Source organism: Streptomyces sp. DSM 40750, from assembly GCF_024612035.1.
GTDB lineage: Bacteria > Actinomycetota > Actinomycetes > Streptomycetales > Streptomycetaceae > Streptomyces.
On the sequence record NZ_CP102513.1, the window covers coordinates 776,075 to 797,540 of the forward strand.

The 21,466-nt window shown below is 72.6% G+C and carries 3 protein-coding genes; 1 reads left to right on the forward strand and 2 read right to left on the reverse strand.

Going from position 1 to position 21,466, the window contains the following annotated elements:
• Positions 1–4: 4 nt before the first annotated feature.
• On the reverse strand, positions 5–1,105 hold the full coding sequence (locus tag JIX55_RS03780) for a FecCD family ABC transporter permease (RefSeq protein ID WP_257561781.1): 1,101 nt from the start codon (positions 1,103–1,105) through the stop codon (positions 5–7).
• Positions 1,106–1,331: 226 nt separating this feature from the next.
• The gene (locus JIX55_RS03785; RefSeq protein WP_257561782.1) at positions 1,332–2,372 is read right to left on the reverse strand and encodes a FecCD family ABC transporter permease; all 1,041 of its coding nucleotides are present in this window, start codon (positions 2,370–2,372) and stop codon (positions 1,332–1,334) included.
• Between the two features lie 197 nt (positions 2,373–2,569).
• Between JIX55_RS03785 and JIX55_RS03790 the strand changes: the two genes are divergently transcribed.
• Positions 2,570–21,454 carry a non-ribosomal peptide synthetase gene (locus tag JIX55_RS03790; protein WP_257569207.1) on the forward strand — a complete coding sequence of 6,295 codons (18,885 nt, stop codon included), beginning with the start codon at positions 2,570–2,572 and terminating at the stop codon, positions 21,452–21,454.
• The last annotated feature ends 12 nt before the right edge of the window (positions 21,455–21,466 follow it).

Consider the following 21,466-nt stretch of genomic DNA (forward strand, 5'->3'; position numbering starts at 1 on the left):
GTCTTCAGCCTCCTGAACCGGCGCGGTTGGCGCGGATGAGCAGCCACAGCAGTACGGGTGCGCCGAGCACACCGGTGACGACCCCGACCGGGAGTTCCGTGTCCGGGACGACCTTCCGGGCGGCGAGGTCGGACACGAGCACCATCACGGCGCCCGTGAGCCCCGCCGCGACGGGCGGTGGGAACGGGGTGCCGGCCAGGCGCTGGGCGACCTGAGGCGCGGCGAGCGCCACGAAGGCGACCGGCCCGGCGGTGGCCGTGCCGAAGGCCACCAGTCCGACGGCGATGAGCAGGACGGCCACCCGGACGACCTGGACGCGGGTGCCCAGGCCCCGGGCGACGTCGTCCCCGAGTTGCAGGGTGCGGATCTGCCGGCCGAGCAGGATCGCCAGGGGCACCAGCACGGCCATGGTGAGGGCGAGCGGGCCGATCTGTTCCCAGGTGCGGCCGTTGAGGTTGCCGACGAGCCAGCCGAGGGCCGCCTGCGCCTGGAACCGCTGGCCGCGGGCCATGAGGTAGTCGGTGACGCTGGTGCAGATCCAGGCGATGCCGATGCCCACCAGGACGATCCGGTACCCGGTCGTACCGCGCTTCCAGGCCAGGACGTACACCAGCAGCCCGGCGACCAGCGCGCCGAGCAGGCCCAGCGCCTGGGTGCTCAGGCCCCCGTCCCAGCCGAGGACGATCCCGGCGACGACCGCCGTGCCGGCGCCCTGGGTGATGCCCATCATGTCGGGGCTGGCCAGCGGGTTGAGAGTGACCGTCTGGAGGAGGGCACCGGAGATGCCGAACGCGATGCCGACGAGCAGCCCGGCCAGGGCGCGCGGCAGGCGCAGTTCGTGGACGATCAGCTCGGTGGCGGGGTCGCCCGTGCCGACCAGGGCCTTCATGACGTCGGTGAGCGGGAGGTCGATGTCCCCGACGGAGGTCTCCACCGAGAACGCCAGGAAGGCGGCGGCCGCGAGGAGCAGACAGACGGCGAGCAGCCGGGGGCGTACGACGCCGGAGACGGGCGGGGCGGGCAGCCGGAAGGTGATCCGGGCGGCTGTCCGGCTCGGGGGCGGAGAGGCGGAATCCCTTGGTCCGGGAGCGAGTTCGGTCGTCATATGCTCACGGCTCCACGCGTTCGGTCGTCATCGGCGCACAGCTCCGCGCGTTCCTCTTCGGATTCGGTCGTCATCGGCTCACGGCTCCACACCGTTCGTTCGTCGCGGGCCGGCGGCTCCACGGATGCGAAAGCCACAGGTGGGCGGCTCCACGGATACGCATGGGCGGGGGCTCCACGGATACGGAGGTCACGGGCCGGCAACTCCACGGTCGAGAAGTCATGGTTCACAGCTCCGCGAGTCGGCGGCGGCGGACCAGCGCGATGAAGAAGGGGCCGCCGATGAAGGCGACGAGGATGCCGGCCTGGACCTCGGTCGGACGGGCGATCAGCCGGCCGGCGATGTCGGCGGCCAGGAGGAGGCAGGGGGCGAGGACGGCGGACAGGGGCAGCAGCCAGCGGTGGTCCGGGCCGATGCCGGCCAGTTGGGCGAGGACGCGGGCGATGTGCGGGACGACCAGGCCGACGAAGACGACGGGCCCGATGACGGCGACCGCTCCCCCGGTGAGCAGGGTGATGGCGACGACGCCCTGGACGCGGACCAGGCCGAGCTTGAGCCCGAGCGACTTCGCGACGTCGTCGCCGAGCGCGAGGCTGTTGAGAGCCGGTGCGCAGGCGAGGGCGAGGAGCGCGCCGACGGCCAGGAACGGCAGGACACGGAAGAGGACTTCCTCGTCCTGGTTGGCGAGGGAGCCCGCGTTCCAGAAGCGGTAGCGGTTGAGGGCGTCCGGGTCGGTCAGCGCGATGGCGCTGGTCAGCGAGAACAGCAGGGAGGTCACGGCGACACCGGCGAGGGCGAGCTTGACCGGCGTGGAGCCGGACCGCCCGAGACCGCCGAGGAGGTACACCAGGACACTGGCGACGAACGCGCCGCCGAAGGCGAACCAGATGTACCCGTACACGGAGGAGATACCGAGCACACCGACCGACAGGACGACCGCGAAGGCCGCGCCCGCGCTGACTCCGAGAATGCCCGGGTCCGCGAGCGGATTGCGGGTCAGCGCCTGCATTAGCGCGCCCGACAGACCGAGGGCGGCTCCGGTGGCGAGGCCGAGGGCGGTGCGTGGCAGGCGTACGGACCAGATGACGCTGTCGATGCGGGAGTTCGGGGCGTCGCCGAGCAGGGTGTGCCAGACCTGGTCGAGGGGGACGCCCAGGGCGCCGAACGCCATCGACAGGGCGCACAGCGAGAGCAGGGCCGCACCCGAGAGCACGAGCAGCAGTACCGCGCGGGGGCCTTTCGCCGCCCGGACCGTCGAGGTCCCCACGTCCACAACTTCCTTTGATGAGGCTTGCCTTAACTGTAGGGCGAGTGCCCGTTGAACTGTAGGTCTTCCGCCGATTGCCGTCCCGCGCTCCTGGGAAGTCTCCATGAGCACCCTGTGAATTAGGTAACCCTTACCTTAGTATGTCGGCGACCCCGGCCCAGGGCCGGGACCCCGACCCGCTGGGGAGGCTCACTGCTGTGTGCGGTTCCGAGGAAGTCCTGGCCCATTGGCGGCGGTTGCTGACACCGCTTCCGCTGGAGATCTCACTGCCTGCCGATCGGCCCCATCCGCCGCAGCCGGTTCCCCAACGGGACACGCGCGCGCTGTCGGATGTCCCGGACGCCCCCGACGCCGTACGGCTCACGGCGTTCGTCGCCCTGCTGCACCGTTACACCGGGGCGACGGACCTGACGGTGGGCCATGACGGGCTCCCGCTGCGGGTGTCCGTCGAACACGAGCCCACGTTCGCCGAGTTGGTGCGGCGGGTGACGCAGGCGTGGGAGGAGGCGGAGACCCACCGGGTGCCCATCGGCCTCCTGGTCGAGGAGCTGAAGCCCCGGCCGACGCGCGGCGGCGGCCTGTTCTTCAACACGGCGTTCGCCACGGCCGCCCGGCCCGCCGGTGAACTGCCCGCCCCGCTGGACGTGTTGCTGGAGGTGGACGAGGGCTCGGTGCGGGCGTCGTACCACCCCGGTCTCTTCGACGGTACGACGATCGAGCGGCTCCTCGGCCACTACCGGACCGTCCTCGCCGACGCCCTCGCCCGGCCCGGCACACCCGTGGCCCGTCTCGATCTGATGGGACCGGAGGAGTACCGCCAGGTCGTCCTCGACTGGAACGACACCGCGCACGCGGTGCCGGCGGACACCTGGCCCGCGATGTTCGCCGAGCAGGTACGGCAGCGGCCGGACGACGTGGCCCTGATCTTCGAGGACGAGGAACTCACCTACGCCGAACTGGACGAGCGCGCCAACCGCCTGGCACACGCGCTGATCGCCCGGGGTGCGGGCCCCGAGCGGATCGTCGCCCTCGCGCTGCCGCGTTCCGCCGAGCTGATCGTGGCGGAGGTGGCCGTCATGAAGGCCGGTGCCGCCTATCTGCCGATCGACCACGACTACCCGGCGGACCGGATCGCGTACATGCTGGGCGACGCGCGGCCCGTCTGCATGGTGACCACCGGGGAGACCGCGCGGGACCTCCCCGATCCGGTCGACGGCATGGGGCTGCTGGTGCTGGACTCGCCCGCCACGGCGGCCGAGTTGGCGCGGCGGCCGGCCCACGATCCCACCGAGTCGGACCGCGGGGCGCCCCTCACCGTCCTCAACTCCGCCTATGTGATCTACACCTCGGGCTCGACCGGCCGCCCCAAGGGTGTCGTCCTCGCGCACGGCGGCGTGGCGAAGCTGGTGGCCACGCAGAGCGAGCGGTTCGGCATCGGCCCGCACAGCCGGGTGCTGCAGTTCGCCTCGCCGAGCTTCGACGTCGCCTTCTGGGACCTGTGCCTCGGACTGCTGTCCGGCGGCCGCCTCGTCGTCGTCCCGGCGGAGCGGCGCGTGCCCGGCGCACCCCTCGCCGACTACGCGAACGCGCACGGCATCACCTTCATGATCCTGCCGCCCGCACTGCTCGCCGCCATGCCCGAAGACGTCCTGCTCCCGCCCTCCGCCACACTGTTGGCGGGCACCGAGCGCGTCTCCCCCGAACTGGTGGGGCGGTACGCGCGCGGGCGGATGATGTTCAACGCGTACGGCCCCACGGAGGCGACCACCAACTCCACGCTCGGGCTGTGCGATCCCGACACCCCGGCCGGGGCGATCGTCCCGATCGGTGTGCCCGACCCGGGCACCCGGGCGTACGTCCTGGACGCGTTCCTGCGGCCCGTGCCCGCCGGGGTCACCGGCGAGCTGTATCTGGGCGGGGCCGGTCTGGCCCGGGGCTATCTCGGTCGTCCGGATCTGACCGCCGAGCGGTTCGTCGCCGACCCGTTCGGGGAGCCCGGCGAACGGCTCTACCGCACCGGCGACCTGGTCCGCCGACGGGCCGACGGACGACTGGAATTCCTCGGGCGCGCCGACGCGCAGGTCAAGATCCGTGGCTTCCGTATCGAGCCGGGCGAGATCGAGTCGGTGCTGCGCGGCCACCCGGCCGTCGACCAGGTCACCGTGGTCGTCCGCGAGGACCGCCCCGGCGACCGCCGCCTCGCCGCCTACGTCGTCCCCGCCCTCGACGGGCCGCGCGAGGCGGACCCGGACGCACGGGTCGAGGAGTGGAAGGAGCTGCACGAACTCCTCTACGGGGCGGCCGGATCCGAGGATTCGGCAGGAGAGGGCGCCTACACTTCCGGCCTCCGCGAGAACTACGCGGGCTGGAACAGCATGTACGACGGCACACCGATCCCCGTCGAGGAGATGCGGGAGTGGCGGGCGGCGACCGTCGAGCGTATCCGCGAACTCGGCACGGTCCGCCGGGTGTTGGAGATCGGTGTCGGCAGCGGCCTGATCCTGTCCCGGATCGCGCCCGACTGCGAGGCGTACTGGGGCACCGATCTCTCGGCGCAGGCCGTCACGGTGCTGCGCGCGCAGGTGGGCGCCGATCCGGAGCTGGCCGCGAAGGTCGAGCTGCGGGCCCGGCCGGCCCACGACACGGAGGGCCTGCCGGCCGGGTACTTCGACACGGTCGTCATCAACTCGGTCGCCCAGTACTTCCCCAGCGGGGAGTACCTGGTCGACGTACTGCGCCAGGTGTCGGGGCTGCTGGCGCCCGGCGGGCGGATCTTCCTCGGCGACGTGCGCAATCTGCGGCTGCTGCGCACATTGCGCGCGGCGGTGGAGACCCGGCGGGACACCGGTGACGAGGGAGCGGACAAGAGCGCGCTGCGGGCGGCCGTCGAGCGGTCGGTGCGCTGGGAGGGCGAGCTCCTCCTCGACCCGGACTTCTTCGCCGCGCTGGACGGCTTCGACACCGAGATCCAGATCAAGCGGGCCACGCATCACAACGAGCTGAGCCGATACCGGTACGACGTCGTGCTGCGTCCGGAGGCTCGGTCGGTCCTGCCGGAGGTGCCGGAGGCCAACTGGGCGGCGGTCGGCGGCCTCGACGGGCTGGCGGCGCTGCTGGCCGGGCGGCCGGGCGGGCTCCGGATCACCGGTGTGCCCAACGCGCGGCTCGCGGACGACCTGGCGGACCTGCGGCGGCTGGAGGGCAGCAGCCGGGAGGCGGCTCCCGGGACCGATCCGGAGGACGTGCACGCGCTGGCGGCGCAGTACGGCTACCGGGCTGCTCTCACCTGGAACGGGAGCGCCGACGACGGCGCGTTCGACGCCGTACTCGTCCTCGACGGCCCCTTCGGCCCCCTGTATCGGACGGCCGACGCGTACCCGCACGCCAACCGGCCCGCGCCCTTCCGTGACGTCGGCGCGCTGATGCGGACCCTGCGTGGGCACGCCGCCGAGTGGCTGCCCGACTACATGGTCCCCTCGGCGTTCGTCCCGCTGCACGCCCTGCCGGTCACTCCCAGCGGCAAGATCGACGCGCGAGCCCTGCCGGCCCCGGACTACGCGGCGATGAGCTCCGGCCGTGCCCCGCGCACCACCCGCGAGAGGCTGCTGTGCGGGCTGTACGCCGAGGTGCTGGGGCTGGACGCGGTGACGGCCGAGGACGACTTCCTCGCGCTCGGCGGCGACAGCATCACCGCCATCCAACTCCTCATCCGCGCACGGGAGTCGGGCCTCCGACTCACCACACGTGACGTGTTCCGGCACCGCGCGGTCGAGGCGCTGGCCAGGGCCGCCGTCGAGCGCACGGACGAGCACACCACCGACGTCCCGCTCGTGGAGGTCGACGAAGCCGAACTCGCCGAGATCCAGGGCGCCCACCCGCTGCCGGTCGAGGAACTGCTGCCGCTCACCCCGCTCCAGCAGGGCTTCTTCTTCCACGCGCTCACCGGCGGCGCCGACGGGGACACATACGTCGTCCAGCAGGTCCTCGACCTGGCCGGGCCGGTCGACGGCTCTGTACTGCGCCGGGCCGCGCAGCGCCTGCTGGACCGGCACGCACCGCTGCGGGCCGCCTTCCGTCAGCGCCCGGACGGCACGCCGGTGCAGATCATCACGCGGGACGCCGAACTGCCGTGGCGGGAGGTCGACCTCTCGTCGCAGGACGGGGAGGTGCGGGAGACGCTGGGCGACGTGGTGGCCGCCGACGAGCGGGCCCGGGGCTTCGACCTGGCCGCGCCGCCGCTGCTGCGCTGTGCCCTGGTCCGGCTGGGCGGGGAGCGCAGCCGCCTGGTGCTGACGTTCCATCACATCGTCGCTGACGGCTGGTCGTTGCCGGTGCTGCACCGCGAACTGATGGCGTACTACGGCACCGACACTCCGCCGCTGCCCGAGGTCGCCCCGTATCGCGGCTTCCTGCGCCGACTGGGTGAGCGGGACGATGACGCGGCCCGTGCGGCCTGGCGCGACGCGCTCGCCGGCCTGGACGAGCCGACGCGGCTGGTCGACGCCCCGGCCGAGGGGGCGCCCGTACGGCCGGGGCATGTGCGGGTGGAGCTGTCCGAACGGACCACCGCGCGGCTCGCCGAGCGGGCCCGAGAGCACGGTGTCACCCTGGGCACGGTGGTCCAGGGGGCCTGGGGGCTGCTGCTGGGCAGGCTGACCGGCCGCGACGACGTCGTGTTCGGCACCACGGTCTCGGGGCGCGACGGCGAGGTCGACGGCATCGCCTCGATGGTGGGCCTGTTCATCAACACCCTCCCGACACGCTTCCGTTGGGGGCCCCGCGAATCCCTCGGGGACCTGCTCGTCCGGCTCCAGGAGGAGCAGTCCCGGCTGCTGGACCACCAGCACCTGGGCCTGGCCGAGATCCAGCGGCTCACCGGGCACGCGGGCTCCGGCGAACTCTTCGACACGCTCGTGGTGTTCGAGAACTATCCCGCCGAGTCGGGCCTCCGGGACCCCTCGGGCACCGTACGGATCACCGGCGACGCCTTCCACGACGCCGTGCACTATCCGCTCGCCCTCGTCGTCAAGCCCGGCCGACGGCTCGACCTACGGCTCAAGCACCACGCGGAACGCCTCGACGGCGACACCGTCCGCACACTCGGCGACCGCCTGGCCCGCGTCCTGGAGACGATCGCCGAGGCGCCGGACCGCACCGCGGCTTCCGTCGAACTGCTGACCCCCGACGAGGCGCTGCGCGCCCGTCCCACCGGCGAGGAACACCTCGTACCGGAGATCACCCTGGCCGAGGGTTTCGCCGCTCAGGTGGCCCGGACGCCGGACGCGACGGCCGTCGTCTTCGAGGGCGAGCGGCTGACTTACGCCGAACTGGACTCCCGGGCCGAGGAGTTGGCCGTGCGGCTGCGCGGTCGGGGTACCGGGCCGGGGGCGTTCGTGGCGGTCGCCGTGCCGCGCTCGGCGGAGCTGATGGTGGTGTTGCTGGGCGTGTTGAAGTCGGGTGCCGCCTATCTGCCGGTGGACCTGGACTACCCGCCCGACCGGGTGGCCCATATGCTCGCCGACTCGGGCGCCACGACGGTGGTCACGCTGTCCGGGACGGCCGACCGGCTGCCCCGGCCGTCCCGGTCGCACGAGCGGAACGTTCCTTCCGTGCTGCTGCTCGATGCCATGGAGGACGAGCCCACCAGAGGCACTGTCGTACCCGTCGCCGCACGCCCCGACGACCCCGCCTATCTCATCTACACCTCCGGCTCGACCGGCCTCCCCAAGGGCGTCGTCGTCACCCACCGCGCCATCGTGAACCGGCTCGCGTGGATGCAGGGCGAGTACGGGCTGGGCCCGGACGACCGGGTGCTGCAGAAGACGCCGTCCAGCTTCGACGTGTCCGTGTGGGAGTTCTTCTGGCCGCTCCTCGAAGGCGCGACCGTGGTGCTCGCCCGGCCGGACGGCCACCGCGACCCCGCCTACCTGGCGGGACTCGTACGGGAGCAGTCCATCACGACCCTGCACTTCGTGCCGTCGATGCTGGAGGCCTTCCTCCAGCACGACGAGGTCACCGGCGACCCCACCTGGTCGGCATCGCTCCGCCGGGTCCTGAGCAGCGGCGAGGCGCTCCCGGTCACCGCCGCGAGCCGTTGGCACGCGCTGACGGGCGTTCCGCTGCACAACCTGTACGGCCCGACCGAGGCAGCCGTCGACGTCACCTACCACCCGTACGCCTCCGGCGAGGACCAAGGCGCCTCCGTGCCCATCGGGCGCCCCGTCTGGAACACCGGCCTGCGGGTCCTGGACACCTGTCTGCGGCCCGTCCCCGACGGCGTCCCCGGCGAGCTGTACCTGACCGGTGTCCAGCTCGCCCGCGGCTATCACGCCCGGCCGGCGCTGACCGCCGAGCGGTTCCCCGCCGATCCGTACGGGCCGCCCGGCAGCCGGATGTACCGCACCGGTGACCTGGTCCGGCGCCGCGCGGACGGGGTGATCGAGTATCTGGGCCGCACCGACCGCCAGGTCAAGCTGCGCGGCAACCGGATCGAACTCGGTGAGATCGAGGCCGCCCTCGTACGGCTGCCGGAGGTGGCGCACGCCGCCGTGACGGTACGGGAGGACACGCTCGCCGCGTACGTCGTGCCCGTCGGCGACGCCGAGGTGACCGATCTCCGCGAGGCCCTTGCCGGGTCTCTCCCGTCCCCCATGGTTCCCAGTGCCTGGGTGGTCCTCGACGCGCTGCCGCTCACGCCCAGCGGCAAGCTGGACCGGGCCGCGCTGCCCGCCCCACAGGCCGTACGGGCGGCTGTCACCCGCGCGCCGGGCAGCCCCCGCGAGCAGTTGCTCACCGAGATCTTCGCCTCGGTGCTGAAGCTGGCGGAGGCCGGGGTCGACGACGACTTCTTCCTGCTCGGCGGTGACAGCATCAGCTCGATCGCCGTCTCCAGCCGGGCCCGCCGTGCGGGTCTGGTGATCGGCCCGCGGGATGTGTTCGAGCACCGCACACCGGCGGCGCTCGCGGCGGCGGCCGGCATCGAGCAGACGACGACGGGGGACACGCCTGCCCAGTCCGCGTTCAGGCTGACCGAGGAGGAGCGGGAGCAGGTCGAGCGGCTCGCTCCGGGCCGGGTCGAGGACGTATGGCCCCTCGCCCCGCTCCAGGAAGGCCTGTTCTTCCATTCGAACTTCGACGACAGCTCCCTGGACGTCTACACGGTCCACGAGTCCTTCGACTTCGCCGAACGCGTGGACACGGAGCGGTTGGTGGCGGCCATGCGCACGCTGCTGGCCCGCAATCCCAGTCTGCGTGCCGGGTTCACGAGTGAAGGCCTGCGCCAGCCGGTGCAGTTCATCGTGCGGGACGTCGAGATCCCGTTGACGGAGGTGGATCTGGCGGGGCTTCCGGCGGCCGAACAGGACCGGCGGATGCGGGAGTTGCTGGGGGAGTCGCGGTCACAGCGCTTCGACCTCACCCGTCCCCTCCTCTTCCGGATGCTGCTCGTACGGCTCGGTGACGAGCGAGGCGACCGGCTGATCGTCGGCCGTCATCTGATCCTGTGGGACGGCTGGTCGGCCTGGCTGTTCCTGGACCAGTTGTTCGCACTGTACGAGAGCGGGGGCGACCCGGCGGGCCTCGCCCGTCCCGGCTCGTACCGCGACTACCTGACCTGGCTGGAGCGGCAGGACGACAGCGAGGCGACCCTGGCGTGGCGCGCGGCCCTGTCCGGCTTCGAGGAGCCGACGCTCCTCGCACCCACCGCCGCCGACCGGGGTCAGGAGCCGGTGATCCCGGAACACCTGGACGCCGTGCTCGACGCGGCGGTCGCCGAGCGGCTGCGCGGCACCGCACGCAACCACGGCCTGACCCTCAACACCGTGCTCAACGCGGCCTGGGGTCTGGTCCTGGCCGGCGCGACGGGCCGTACGGACATCGCGTTCGGCACGACGGTCGCCGGGCGGCCGAGCGAGGTGCCGGAGGTCGAGAACGTCATCGGTATGTTCCTCAACACCGTGCCCGCGCGCATCGCCTTCGACCCGCGCGAGCCGGTGCTCGATCTGCTGCGCCGGATCCAGGGCGAGCGGCTGGAGGTCATGCCGTACGAGTACCTGGGCCTGGGGGTGCTCCAGGCCGACACGGGCCATCGGCGCCTCTTCGACACGCTGTTCGTGCTGCGCAACGCCGACACCGACGAGCGACTCGCCGAGCTGCGCGAGCGGCACGGCGCGACGGCCGTGGCCAATGTGGACGCCACGCACTACCCGGCGAACCTGGTGGTCACGCCGGGTGAGCGGGTCCGGGTGACCCTCGCCTACCGTCCCGACCTGCTGGAAGACGCTTACGCGCAACGCCTGTTGGACCGTTTCGTGCTGCTGGTGGACCGGCTGGTGGCCGACCCGTCCGCCCCCGTCGGTTCGCTGGATCCCCTGCTGCCCGCCGAGATCGCCGCGCTCGCCCGTGCGGAGGCCGACCATCGTCAGCCCGTGCCGCACGAGACGGTGGCGGACATGCTGGCCGCGCAGGCGGCTCGTACACCGGACGCGACCGCCCTCGTCTTCGGCGCGCAGACCCTCACCTACGCCGAACTCGACGCGCGCTGCAACCGCATGGCCCGGCTGCTGATCGCGCGGGGAGCCGGACCCGAGAGAGTCATCGCGCTCGGCCTGCCCCGCTCGATCGACATGGTGGTGGCGCTGTTCGCGGTGCTGCGCACGGGGTCGGCGTATCTGCCGCTGGAGCTGGACCATCCGGCCGAACGGCTGTCGCTGATGCTGGCGGACGCCCGCCCGCTGTTCCTGCTGTCGACGGAGAACGTGTCACGGACTCTGACGGGCGACACGCCACGCGTCCTGCTGGACGACCCGGAGGTGGCGGCCGAACTGGCGGACCTCCCGGCCGACCCGGTCTCGGTGTCCTTCAGCCTGGACCACCCGGCGTACGTGATCTACACCTCGGGTTCGACAGGTCGCCCCAAGGGTGTCGTCACGCCGTACATCGGACTGACGAACATGCAGCTCAACCACCAGAAGGAGATCTTCGCCCCGGCGATCGCGGCGGCGGGCGGGCGGCGGCTGCGGATCGCGCACACCGTGTCGTTCGCGTTCGACATGTCCTGGGAGGAGCTGCTGTGGCTCGTCGAGGGGCATGAAGTCCACGTCTGCGACGAGGAGTTGCGACGGGACGCGACCGCGCTGGTGGCGTACTGCGAGGAACACCGCGTCGACGTGGTCAATGTGACGCCGACGTACGCCCATCTCCTCATCGAGGAGGGCCTGTTGGAGGGCCACCGGCCGCCGCTGGTGCTGCTCGGCGGCGAGGCCGTCACCGAGACGGTGTGGAACACACTGCGGGACACGGAGGGGACGTACGGCTACAACCTGTACGGCCCGACCGAGTACACGATCAACACGCTCGGCGGTGGCACGCAGGACAGCGCGACCCCGACCGTGGGGCGCCCGATCCGCGCCACCCGGGCCCGCATCCTCGACACCTGGATGCGGCCGGTGCCGGACGGAGTGGCGGGCGAGCTGTACATCGCGGGTGTCGGTCTGGCGCGCGGCTACCTCGACCGGCCCGGCCTGACCGCCGAGCGGTTCGTGGCGGACCCGTACGGGCAACCGGGCGAGCGCGTGTACCGCACCGGTGACCTGGTACGACGCCGCCCGGACGGCAACCTGGACTTCCTCGGCCGTACCGACGACCAGGTCAAGATCCGCGGCTACCGGGTGGAGCTGGGCGAGATCGAGACCGCGCTCGCGCAGCATCCCGAGATCTCCCAGGCCGCCGTGATCGCGCGCGACGACACCTCCGCGCCCGGTACGAAGCGGCTCGTGGGGTACGTCGTGCCGGCCGAACCCGACGAGCGGGCAAGGCAGTCGGCCGAGCGGGAGCAGATCGGCGAGTGGCAGGAGATCTACTCGGCCGAGTACACCGAGATCGGCACCGCCCTCTTCACCGAGGACTTCGCGGGCTGGGACAGCTCCTACGACGGCGAGCCGATCCCGCTGGAGCACATGCGGGAGTGGCGCGAGGCGACGGTCGAGCGCATCCACGAGCTGCGGCCTCGTCGCGTCCTGGAGATCGGCGTCGGCTCCGGTCTGCTGCTGTCGCGGCTCGCCCCGGACACCGAGGCGTACTGGGCGACGGACTTCGCCGCGCCCGTGATCCGCAAGCTCGGCGAGGACCTGCGGGCCGACCCGGAGCTGGCACGCAAGGTGGAACTGCGGTGCCAGCCCGCCGAGGTCACCGACGGGCTGCCGACCGGCTTCTTCGACACGGTCGTCATCAACTCCGTCGTTCAGTACTTCCCCAGCCTGGATCACCTGCGCGAGGTGATCCGGGGCGCGATGGGGCTGCTGGCGCCCGGCGGCGCGCTGTTCCTCGGCGACGTGCGCGATCTGCGGCAGGCCCGCGTGTTCCAGACGGGCATCCAGCTCGCGCGGGCGGGCACCGACCTCGATCCGGAGGCCCTGCGCCGGGCCGTGGACCGGGGACTCACGCTGGAGAAGGAACTGCTGGTCGACCCGGACTGGTTCGCCTCGCTCGGCTTCGACGTCGAGCTGCGCACCAAGAACGGACGGCACCAGAACGAGCTGACCCGGTACCGGTACGACGTGGTGGTGTACGAGGAGTCGTCGGACGTCCTGCGCCTGGACGACGCCCCGGTGGTGGAGTGGTCCGGGTGGAGCGCGCTCGTCGGGCACCTCTCGGGGGCCGACCTGCTGCGCGTACGGCGGGTGCCGGACGCGCGTACGGCGGGCGACCTCGGAGCGCTGCGGGCGCTGGAGGCCGGGCGGGGGCTGCCGGGCGCGATGGTCGCTCCCGTGGTGGAGCCGGAGGACCTGCGCGCGCTCGGCGAATCCCACGGCTACCACGTCCTGACCACGTGGTCCGAAGAGCCGGGCTATTTCGACGCCGTGTTCGTACGGGGAACCACGCCTCGCCGCACGGCCGGTCTGCATCTCCCCCGCCCGGAGCGCGGCACCGCCCCGTACGCCAACACCCCGACCGCGACACGCGGCAACGGGGCCCTCGTCCGACGGGTGCGCGAGGACCTGGGCCAGCGGCTGCCCGGCTACATGGTTCCGGCCGCCTTCGTGGTGCTGCCCCGGCTGCCGATGAACGACAACGGCAAGCTCGACGTACGGGCGCTGCCGGACGCCGAGCCCGCGGTCGCCCTGTCGGAGGGGCGGGGCCCGGCAACCCCCGTCGAGGAGGTGCTGTGCCGGCTCTTCGCCGAGGTACTGGGACTGCCCCGCACCGGCGCGGAGGACAACTTCTTCGATCTGGGCGGCCACTCGCTGCTCGCGACCCGGCTGATCAGCCGGGCCCGCACCGAACTGGGCGCGGAACTGGCGATCCGGGACCTTTTCGAGGCGCCCACCCCCGAGACGCTGGCGTTGCGGGCGGAGGCCGGACGGCCGGCGCGGCCCGCGTTGCGGCCGGCGTCCGAGCGGCCCGCGCGCATCCCGCTGTCGGCGGCCCAGCGGCGGCTGTGGCTGGTGGAACGCATCACCGGCGGCGGTGTCGCCTACAACTTCCCCCTCGTCTTCCGGCTGCGCGGCGAGCTGGACCTCGACGCGCTGCGAGCGGCACTGCATGACGTGACTGACCGTCATGAGGCCTTGCGTACACGGTTCTTGGAGGAGAACGGTGAGCCGTACCAGTGGATCGTGCCGCCGGGCCAGGCGGAACCCGAATTCCAGGTCACCGATGTCACCGAGGACGAACTGGCCGCGCGCATCGCGGCGGCTCAGCGGCGGCCGTTCGACCTGAGTGCCGAACTCCCCGTACGATCCGAGGTGTTGAGGCTCGGGGCCGGTGACCACGTGGTGGCGCTGATGCTGCACCACATCACCACCGACGAGTGGTCCGACCGGCCGTTCCTCGGTGATCTCACCACCGCGTACCGGGCCCGTGTCGAGGGCCGCGCACCGGAGTGGGCGCCGCTGCCGGTCCAGTACGCCGACTACACCCTGTGGCAGGACACGCTGCTCGGGCAGGTCGGCGAGGCCCAGCTGGGCCACTGGACCGAGGCCCTGCGCGAGCTGCCGGAGGAGCTGTCGCTGCCCCTCGACCGGCCCCGGCCGGACGAGCCCACCGGACGTGGCGGCAAGGTCCGCCTGGACCTGACCGGCGATACCGGCCGCGCCCTGCGCGGACTGTCCGGCGCCACCAACACCAGCATGTTCATGCTGTTCCAGGCGGCCACGGCGGCGCTGCTGCACCGGCTCGGCGCCGGGGACGACATTCCGCTGGGGGCACCCATCGCGGGGCGCACGGACGACGCGCTCGACGACCTGGTCGGTTTCTTCGTCAACACGCTCGTCCTGCGCACCGACCTGTCCGGCGGCGACGGCTGGCTCACTTTCCGTCAACTGCTGTCGCGGGTACGGGAATCCGCCCTGGAGGCGTTCGAGAACCAGGACCTTCCCTTCGACCACGTCGTCGAGGCCGTCAACCCTCCCCGGGTCGCCGGCCGCAACCCGCTCTTCCAGGTCATGCTCGGCTACCACTACCGGCCCGACGGCGACCCGGATGTGCTCGGCATGCCCACCGAGTGGTTCGACATGGACACGGGCATGGCCAAGTTCGACCTCCACTTCACCTTCGTGGACGAGGCCGGCCGGGATCGCCTCACCCTGCTGCTGGAGTACGCGCTCGACCTGTACGACGAGGAGACGGCCCGGCGACTGGCCGGTCGCCTGGTACGACTGCTGGAACAGGTGGCCGCCGAACCCGACATCCCCGTACGGGATCTGGAGGTGCTGGAGGAGGCCGAGCGGGAGTCGGTGCTCGTCCGGTGGAACGACACCGGACACGACGTACCGGCGACGACCCTGCCGGAGTTGTTCCGCGCGCAGGTGGCACGGACGCCGGACGCGGTAGCTCTCGTTCACGACGAACAGCGGCTTTCCTACGCCGAGTTGGACGAGCGGGTCGAGCGGACGGCACGGGTCCTGGCCGGGCTGGGCGTGGGCCCGGAGCGTACGGTGGCGGTGGCGTTGCCGCGTTCGGTGGACCTCGTCGTCGCCCTGCTGGCGGTCCACCGGGCGGGCGGCGCCTATCTGCCGCTGGATGCCGATCAGCCACGGGAGCGACTCGCCCTCATGCTGGAAGAGGCACGGCCGGTGTGCGTCGTCGAGGACGCGCTCCCGCAGGGGCCGGAGGGCGAACTCCCGGCGGCCCACGACCCGTTGAGTCCGGCCTACGTGATCTACACCTCCGGCTCGACCGGCCGCCCCAAGGGTGTCGTCGTCCCGCACGAGGGCATCGTCAACCGACTCCTCTGGATGCAGGACGCGTACGGACTGGGCCCCGAGGACCGGGTGCTGCAGAAGACCCCGTCCGGCTTCGACGTGTCGGTGTGGGAGTTCTTCTGGCCGCTGATCACCGGGGCCACGCTGGTCGTCGCCCGGCCGGAAGGCCACAAGGACCCGGCGTATCTGGCGGAGCTGATCCGCGAACAGAGCGTGACGACCACGCACTTCGTGCCGTCGATGCTCCAGGTGTTCCTGGACGAACCGGCCGCCGCACGGTGCACGAGTCTGCGGCGGGTGATGTGCAGCGGTGAGGCGCTGCCCTTGCCGGTGGCGGAGCGCTTCCACGAGGTGCTGTCGGCCGAGCTGCACAACCTGTACGGGCCGACGGAGGCCTCGGTCGACGTCACGGCCGGCCAGGTGGTTCCGGGTGCCGACCGGGTGGTGATCGGGAGTCCCGTGTGGAACACCCGGGCCCATGTCCTGGACGCGGCGCTGCGGCCGGTGCCGCCGGGCGTGGCGGGTGAGCTGTATCTGGCGGGCGTCCAGCTCGCCCGCGGCTACCTCGACCGCCCGGGCCTCACGGCCGAGCGGTTCGTCGCCGACCCGTACGGCGGCCCGGGCGACCGGATGTACCGGACGGGCGACCTGGCACGCTGGCGGGCGGACGGCACGCTCGACTTCCTCGGCCGCACCGACCACCAGGTCAAGATCCGTGGCGTGCGCATCGAGCCCGGTGAGATCGAGGCCGTGCTGGCCCGGCACGCGTCCGTGGCCCACGCGGTCGTCGTACCGCACGAGCAGTGGCTCGTCGCCTACGTCGTCCCCGCCGCCGGGGAGGTCCCCGATCCGGTGGCGCTGCGGGCCCACACCGCCGCGGCCCTGCCCGAGCACATGGTTCCCGCGGCCGTCGTCGTCCTCGACGCGCTGCCGCTGACGCCGAACGGCAAACTGGACCGCCGGGCGCTGCCCGCGCCGGACTTCGCGGCGGGCAGCGGCACCGGCGGCCGGGCACGGGATCCGCGTGAGGAGATCCTCTGCGGTCTCTTCGCGGACGTGCTGGGCGTGGACCGGGTAGGCGTCGACGACGACTTCTTCGCTTTGGGCGGCCACTCTCTGCTGGCCATGCGGCTGGTCGCCGGCGTCCGGGCGGCGTTCGGGGCCGATGTGCCGCTGCGCACGGTGTTCGACGCGCCGACGGTCACCCGGCTCGCGCAGCGGTTGGCGGAGGGCTCCACGGCCGACGTCCGGGCCCGGCCGGCGCTCGGGGTGCGGACGCGTCCCGAGCGGCTGCCGCTGTCGTCCGCGCAGCAGCGCCTGTGGGTGCTGTACCAGGTGGAGGGCGCGAGTGCGACGTACAACATCCCCTCGGCCTGGCGGCTGACCGGTCAGCTGGACGTCGAGGCGTTGCGGGCGGCCATGCACGATCTGGTCGTCCGGCACGAGACGCTTCGCACGGTCTTCCCCGACGAGGAGGGGCGGGCCTTCCAGCGGGTGCTGGACGCGGACGAGGTGCGCGTGCCGTTCGAGGTGGAGGAGACGGACTCCCGTCGGCTGCCCGAGCGGCTGGCCCGGGCGGGCTCGTACGGCTTCGAGCTGGACCGTGAACTGCCGGTGCGCGTCCATGTGTTCCGGACGGGCCCGGAGGAGTGGACGCTGCTCCTCCTGCTGCACCACATCGCCGGTGACGAGTGGTCGGAAGGGCCGCTGAACGCGGACCTGGCGGTCGCCTACGCGGCCCGTGCGGCGGGACGGGCGCCCGAGTGGGAGCCGTTGCCGGTCCAGTACGCCGACTACACGCTGTGGCAGCGGGACGTCCTCGGTGACGAGAAGGATCCCGCGAGTCTGGCGGCACGTCAGATCGCCTACTGGCGGCAGGCGTTGGCCGGTCTGCCGGAGGAGCTGGCGCTGCCCGTCGACCGGCCGCGTCCGCTGGAGTCGACGTATCGAGGTGGCGCTGCCGATCTGTCGCTCGACGCCGAACTGGCGGCGGAGCTGCACCGGTTGGCACGCGACAACGGCGTCAGTGTGTTCATGGTGATGCAGGCGGCCGTGGCGACCCTACTCAGCCGGCTCGGCGCCGGGCACGACATCCCGATCGGCAGCCCGATCTCCGGGCGCACCGACGCGGCCCTGGAGGAGCTGGTCGGGTTCTTCCTCAACACGCTGGTGCTGCGGACGGACACCTCCGGTGAGCCGACGTTCCGGGAGCTGCTGGCCCGGGTGCGGGAGACCGATCTGGCCGCCTTCGACCACCAGGAGGTGCCGTTCGAGCGGCTGGTGGAGGTCCTGAACCCGGCCCGGTCGCTGGCCCGACACCCTCTGTTCCAGGTGATGGTGGTGTATCTGGCGGCCGGTGGCGAGGACACCGGACTGCCCGGGCTGCGGGCCCGTCGGGACGAAGTCGTCAACACCACCGCGAAGTTCGACCTGTCGTTCGACTTCGTGGAGCACGGCGACGGCAGCGGCGTGGACGGGGTGCTGGAGTACAGCGCCGACCTGTTCGACCACACGACCGCACAGTCCTTCGCGGACCGGCTGCGACGAGTCCTGCGGGCCGTCGTCGCCGACCCGGACCTGACGCTCGGACGCATCGACGTCCTCGGCACGGACGAGCGACGGCAGCTGACCGGCGGCTGGCGGAGCCGTCCGCTCATCGCCGGGCCGACGACCGTGCCCGCACTCTTCGAAGAGCGGGTGCGGCAGCACCCCGAGCTACCCGCCGTGGCCTCCGAGGGCATCGAGCTGACCTTCGCCGATCTCAACGCCGAGGCCAACCGGCTGGCCCGTGTCCTGGTCGAAGTCGGCGCCGGGCCCGAGCGGTTCGTGGCCCTCGCGCTGCCGCGCACCGCACGGTTCCTGGTGGCCGTGCTGGCCGTGCACAAGGCCGGCGCGGCGTATCTGCCCCTCGATCCCGACGCGCCGACGGACCGTACGGCGGATGTCCTCGACGACGCCCGACCGGTAGTGACGCTCACCGCCCAGGACCTCCGGGCGGCCCTTCCACCCGACGCCGACCTCCTGGTGCTCGACGACCCCGCCACCGCCGACCGGATCGCCGCCCGGGAGGCCACGGACCTCACCGACGCCGACCGGACCGGAACCCTGACACCTCGCCATCCGGCGTACGTCATCTACACCTCGGGCTCCACCGGCCGCCCCAAGGGTGTGGTGATCACCCACGAGACCCTCGGCAACCTCTTCCACAGCCACCGCGAGACGCTCTACGCACCGGCGATCGAGGCGGCCGGCCGGCGGCATCTGCGGGCGGGGCACGCCTGGTCGTTCTTCTTCGACGCGTCCTGGCAGCCTCAGCTGTGGCTGCTGGACGGGCACTGTGTGCACATCGTGTCCGAGGAGGTGCGGCGCGACCCCGAACTGCTCGCCGCTGCCGTGGTCGAGCACCGGTTCGACTTCCTGGAGGTCACCCCGTCGTTCTTCGCGCAGATGGCCGACAGCGGTCTGCTGCACGGCGACGACTGCCCGCTCGCGGTCGTCGGCGTGGGCGGCGAGGCCGTCCCGGTCGCCCTGTGGCGGCGCCTGGCCGGGCTGCGCGGCACCGAGGCGTTCAACCTGTACGGCCCGACCGAGTCGACGGTGGACGCCCTGGTGGGGCGGGTCGGGGACAGCGAACGCCCGCTTGTGGGACGGCCGGTGGCCGGCACCCGGGCGTATGTCCTCGACGGCCTCCTCCAGCCGGTACCGCCCGGTGTCACCGGCGAGCTGTACCTGGCGGGCGGCGGTCTCGCCCGTGGCTATCTGGGGGCTCCCGGGCTCACGGCCGAGCGGTTCGTCGCCGACCCCTTCGGGGCGCCCGGCTCCCGGCTGTACCGGACCGGTGACCTGGCCCGCTGGACGGCCGACGGGCGGCTGGACTACCTCGGCCGAGCCGACGACCAGGTGAAGATCCGCGGCTTCCGCATCGAACCGGCGGAGATCGAGTCCGCGCTGGCCGCCCATCCGGCCGTCGGCCAGGCTTTGGTGACGGTCCGTCAGGAGGGTGCGCGGAAGCTGCTCGTCGCCTACGTGATCCCGTCCTCGGCGGGTGCGGTCCCGGACTCAGCCGCGCTGCGCGCCCACGTCGCCGCCCGGCTCCCCGACCACATGGTCCCGGCAGCTGTCGTGCTGCTCGACCGGTTCCCGGAACTGGCGAACGGCAAGCTCGACCGGGCCGCGCTGCCCGCGCCCGACTTCTCCGCCCTGTCCTCCGGCCGCGCACCGGCCACCCCGGTGGAGCAGACGCTCTGCGCGGTCTTCGCCGACGTCCTGGGGCTCGAACAGGTCGGCGTGGACGACGACTTCTTCACCCTCGGCGGCGACAGCATCGTCGCGATGCAACTCGTCGGCCGGGCGCGCGCGGCGGGCGTGCGCATCACCCCCCGGCTGGTCTTCCGCCATCGCACGGTGGCGGCGCTGGGCACGGTCGCCGAGGCCGTCGACACGACCGCCCGCCGCCCCGAGGACGACGGCACCGGCATCGTGCCGCTCACCCCGGTCATGCACTGGCTGCGCGAACTGGGCGGCCCGTTCGCCTCCTACCACCAGTCGGCGCTCGTCCGCACCCCCGCCGAGCTGGACCTGCCCGGCCTGACCGCCGTCCTCCAGGCCCTCGCCGACCGGCACGACCTGCTGCGGGCGTCCCTCGTACGGCCGTCGACCGACGCCGCCGACGACTGGTCGCTGCACGTCCCGGCGGCCGGGACGGTCGACGCCGCCGGATGGATCGACCGTGTCGACGTGGCCGGACTCGGCGCCACGGCCCTCGGCGAGGCCGTGGCGGAGCACGCGCGCACGGCACGGGCGCTCCTCGATCCCGACGCGGGTGTGATGGTCAGGGCCGTGTGGTTCGACGCGGGCGACGCGCCCGGGCGGCTGTTGCTGATGGCCCACCACCTGGTGGTGGACGGCGTGTCGTGGCGCGTGCTGCTGCCGGACCTGGCCGCCGCCTGGCGGGACGTCCGCGCCGGGCGGCAGGTGCGGCTCGACCCGGTCGAGACGTCGTTCGCGAGCTGGTCACGGCTCCTCACCCAGCTGGCCGAGGACCCGGCCCGGGAGGCCGAACTCCCCGTCTGGGCAGGCATCTTGGAGGGCGGCTCCGAGGCCTTCCCGCTTCTGCGGGAGCCGGACCCGGACCGCGACACCACCTCGACCCGGCGCGAGGTGGTCCTCCGGATGCCCGCCGAGCACACCGGTCCGCTGCTGTCGGCCGTGCCGGCCGCGTTCGGGGCCGCCGTCAACGACGTGCTGCTCGCGGGGCTCGGGCTGGCCTTCGCGGACCGGCGGCGACGCGAGGGCGGGTCGGACACCTCGGTCCTGGTCGACCTCGAAGGGCACGGCCGCGAGGAGGAGTTGGGCGGCGACGGGGTCGATCTCTCCCGTACGGTCGGCTGGTTCACCAGCGTCTTCCCGGTACGGCTCGACCCGGGGCCGGTCGACACGGCCGAGGCCTTCGCCGGGGGCCGGGCGGCGGAGGAAGCCGTACGACGGGTGCGGGAGCATCTGGCGGCGCTGCCCGCGAACGGTGTCGGGTACGGCCTGCTGCGGCACCTCAACGCCCGTACGCGGGAGGTGCTGGCGGCCCATGAGCCGGCGCGGGTCGAGTTCAACTACCTGGGCCGGTTCGGGATTCCGGAGGAGAGGGACTGGTCGTACGCGCCGGAGGAGGACTCGGCGGACATCGGGCCGGAGGGTTCGATGCGGGAGGGTCACGCGCTGGAGATCAACGTGGTGACCGAGGACCGGGCGGCCGGGCCGGTGCTGGCCGCGCACTGGTCGTATCTGGAGGGACTGTTGCCACGCGAGACGGTCCAGGATCTCGCCGAGACCTGGTTCCGGGCCCTGCGGGGGCTCGTCGCGTGGGCGGAGCGGAACCCGACGTGAGGAAGAGGAGTG

Excerpts from the sequence above, each read along its gene's own strand:
- JIX55_RS03780 (WP_257561781.1), bottom strand. The coding sequence starts at position 1,105 with ATGACGACCGAACTCGCTCCCGGACCAAGGGATTCCGCCTCTCCGCCC.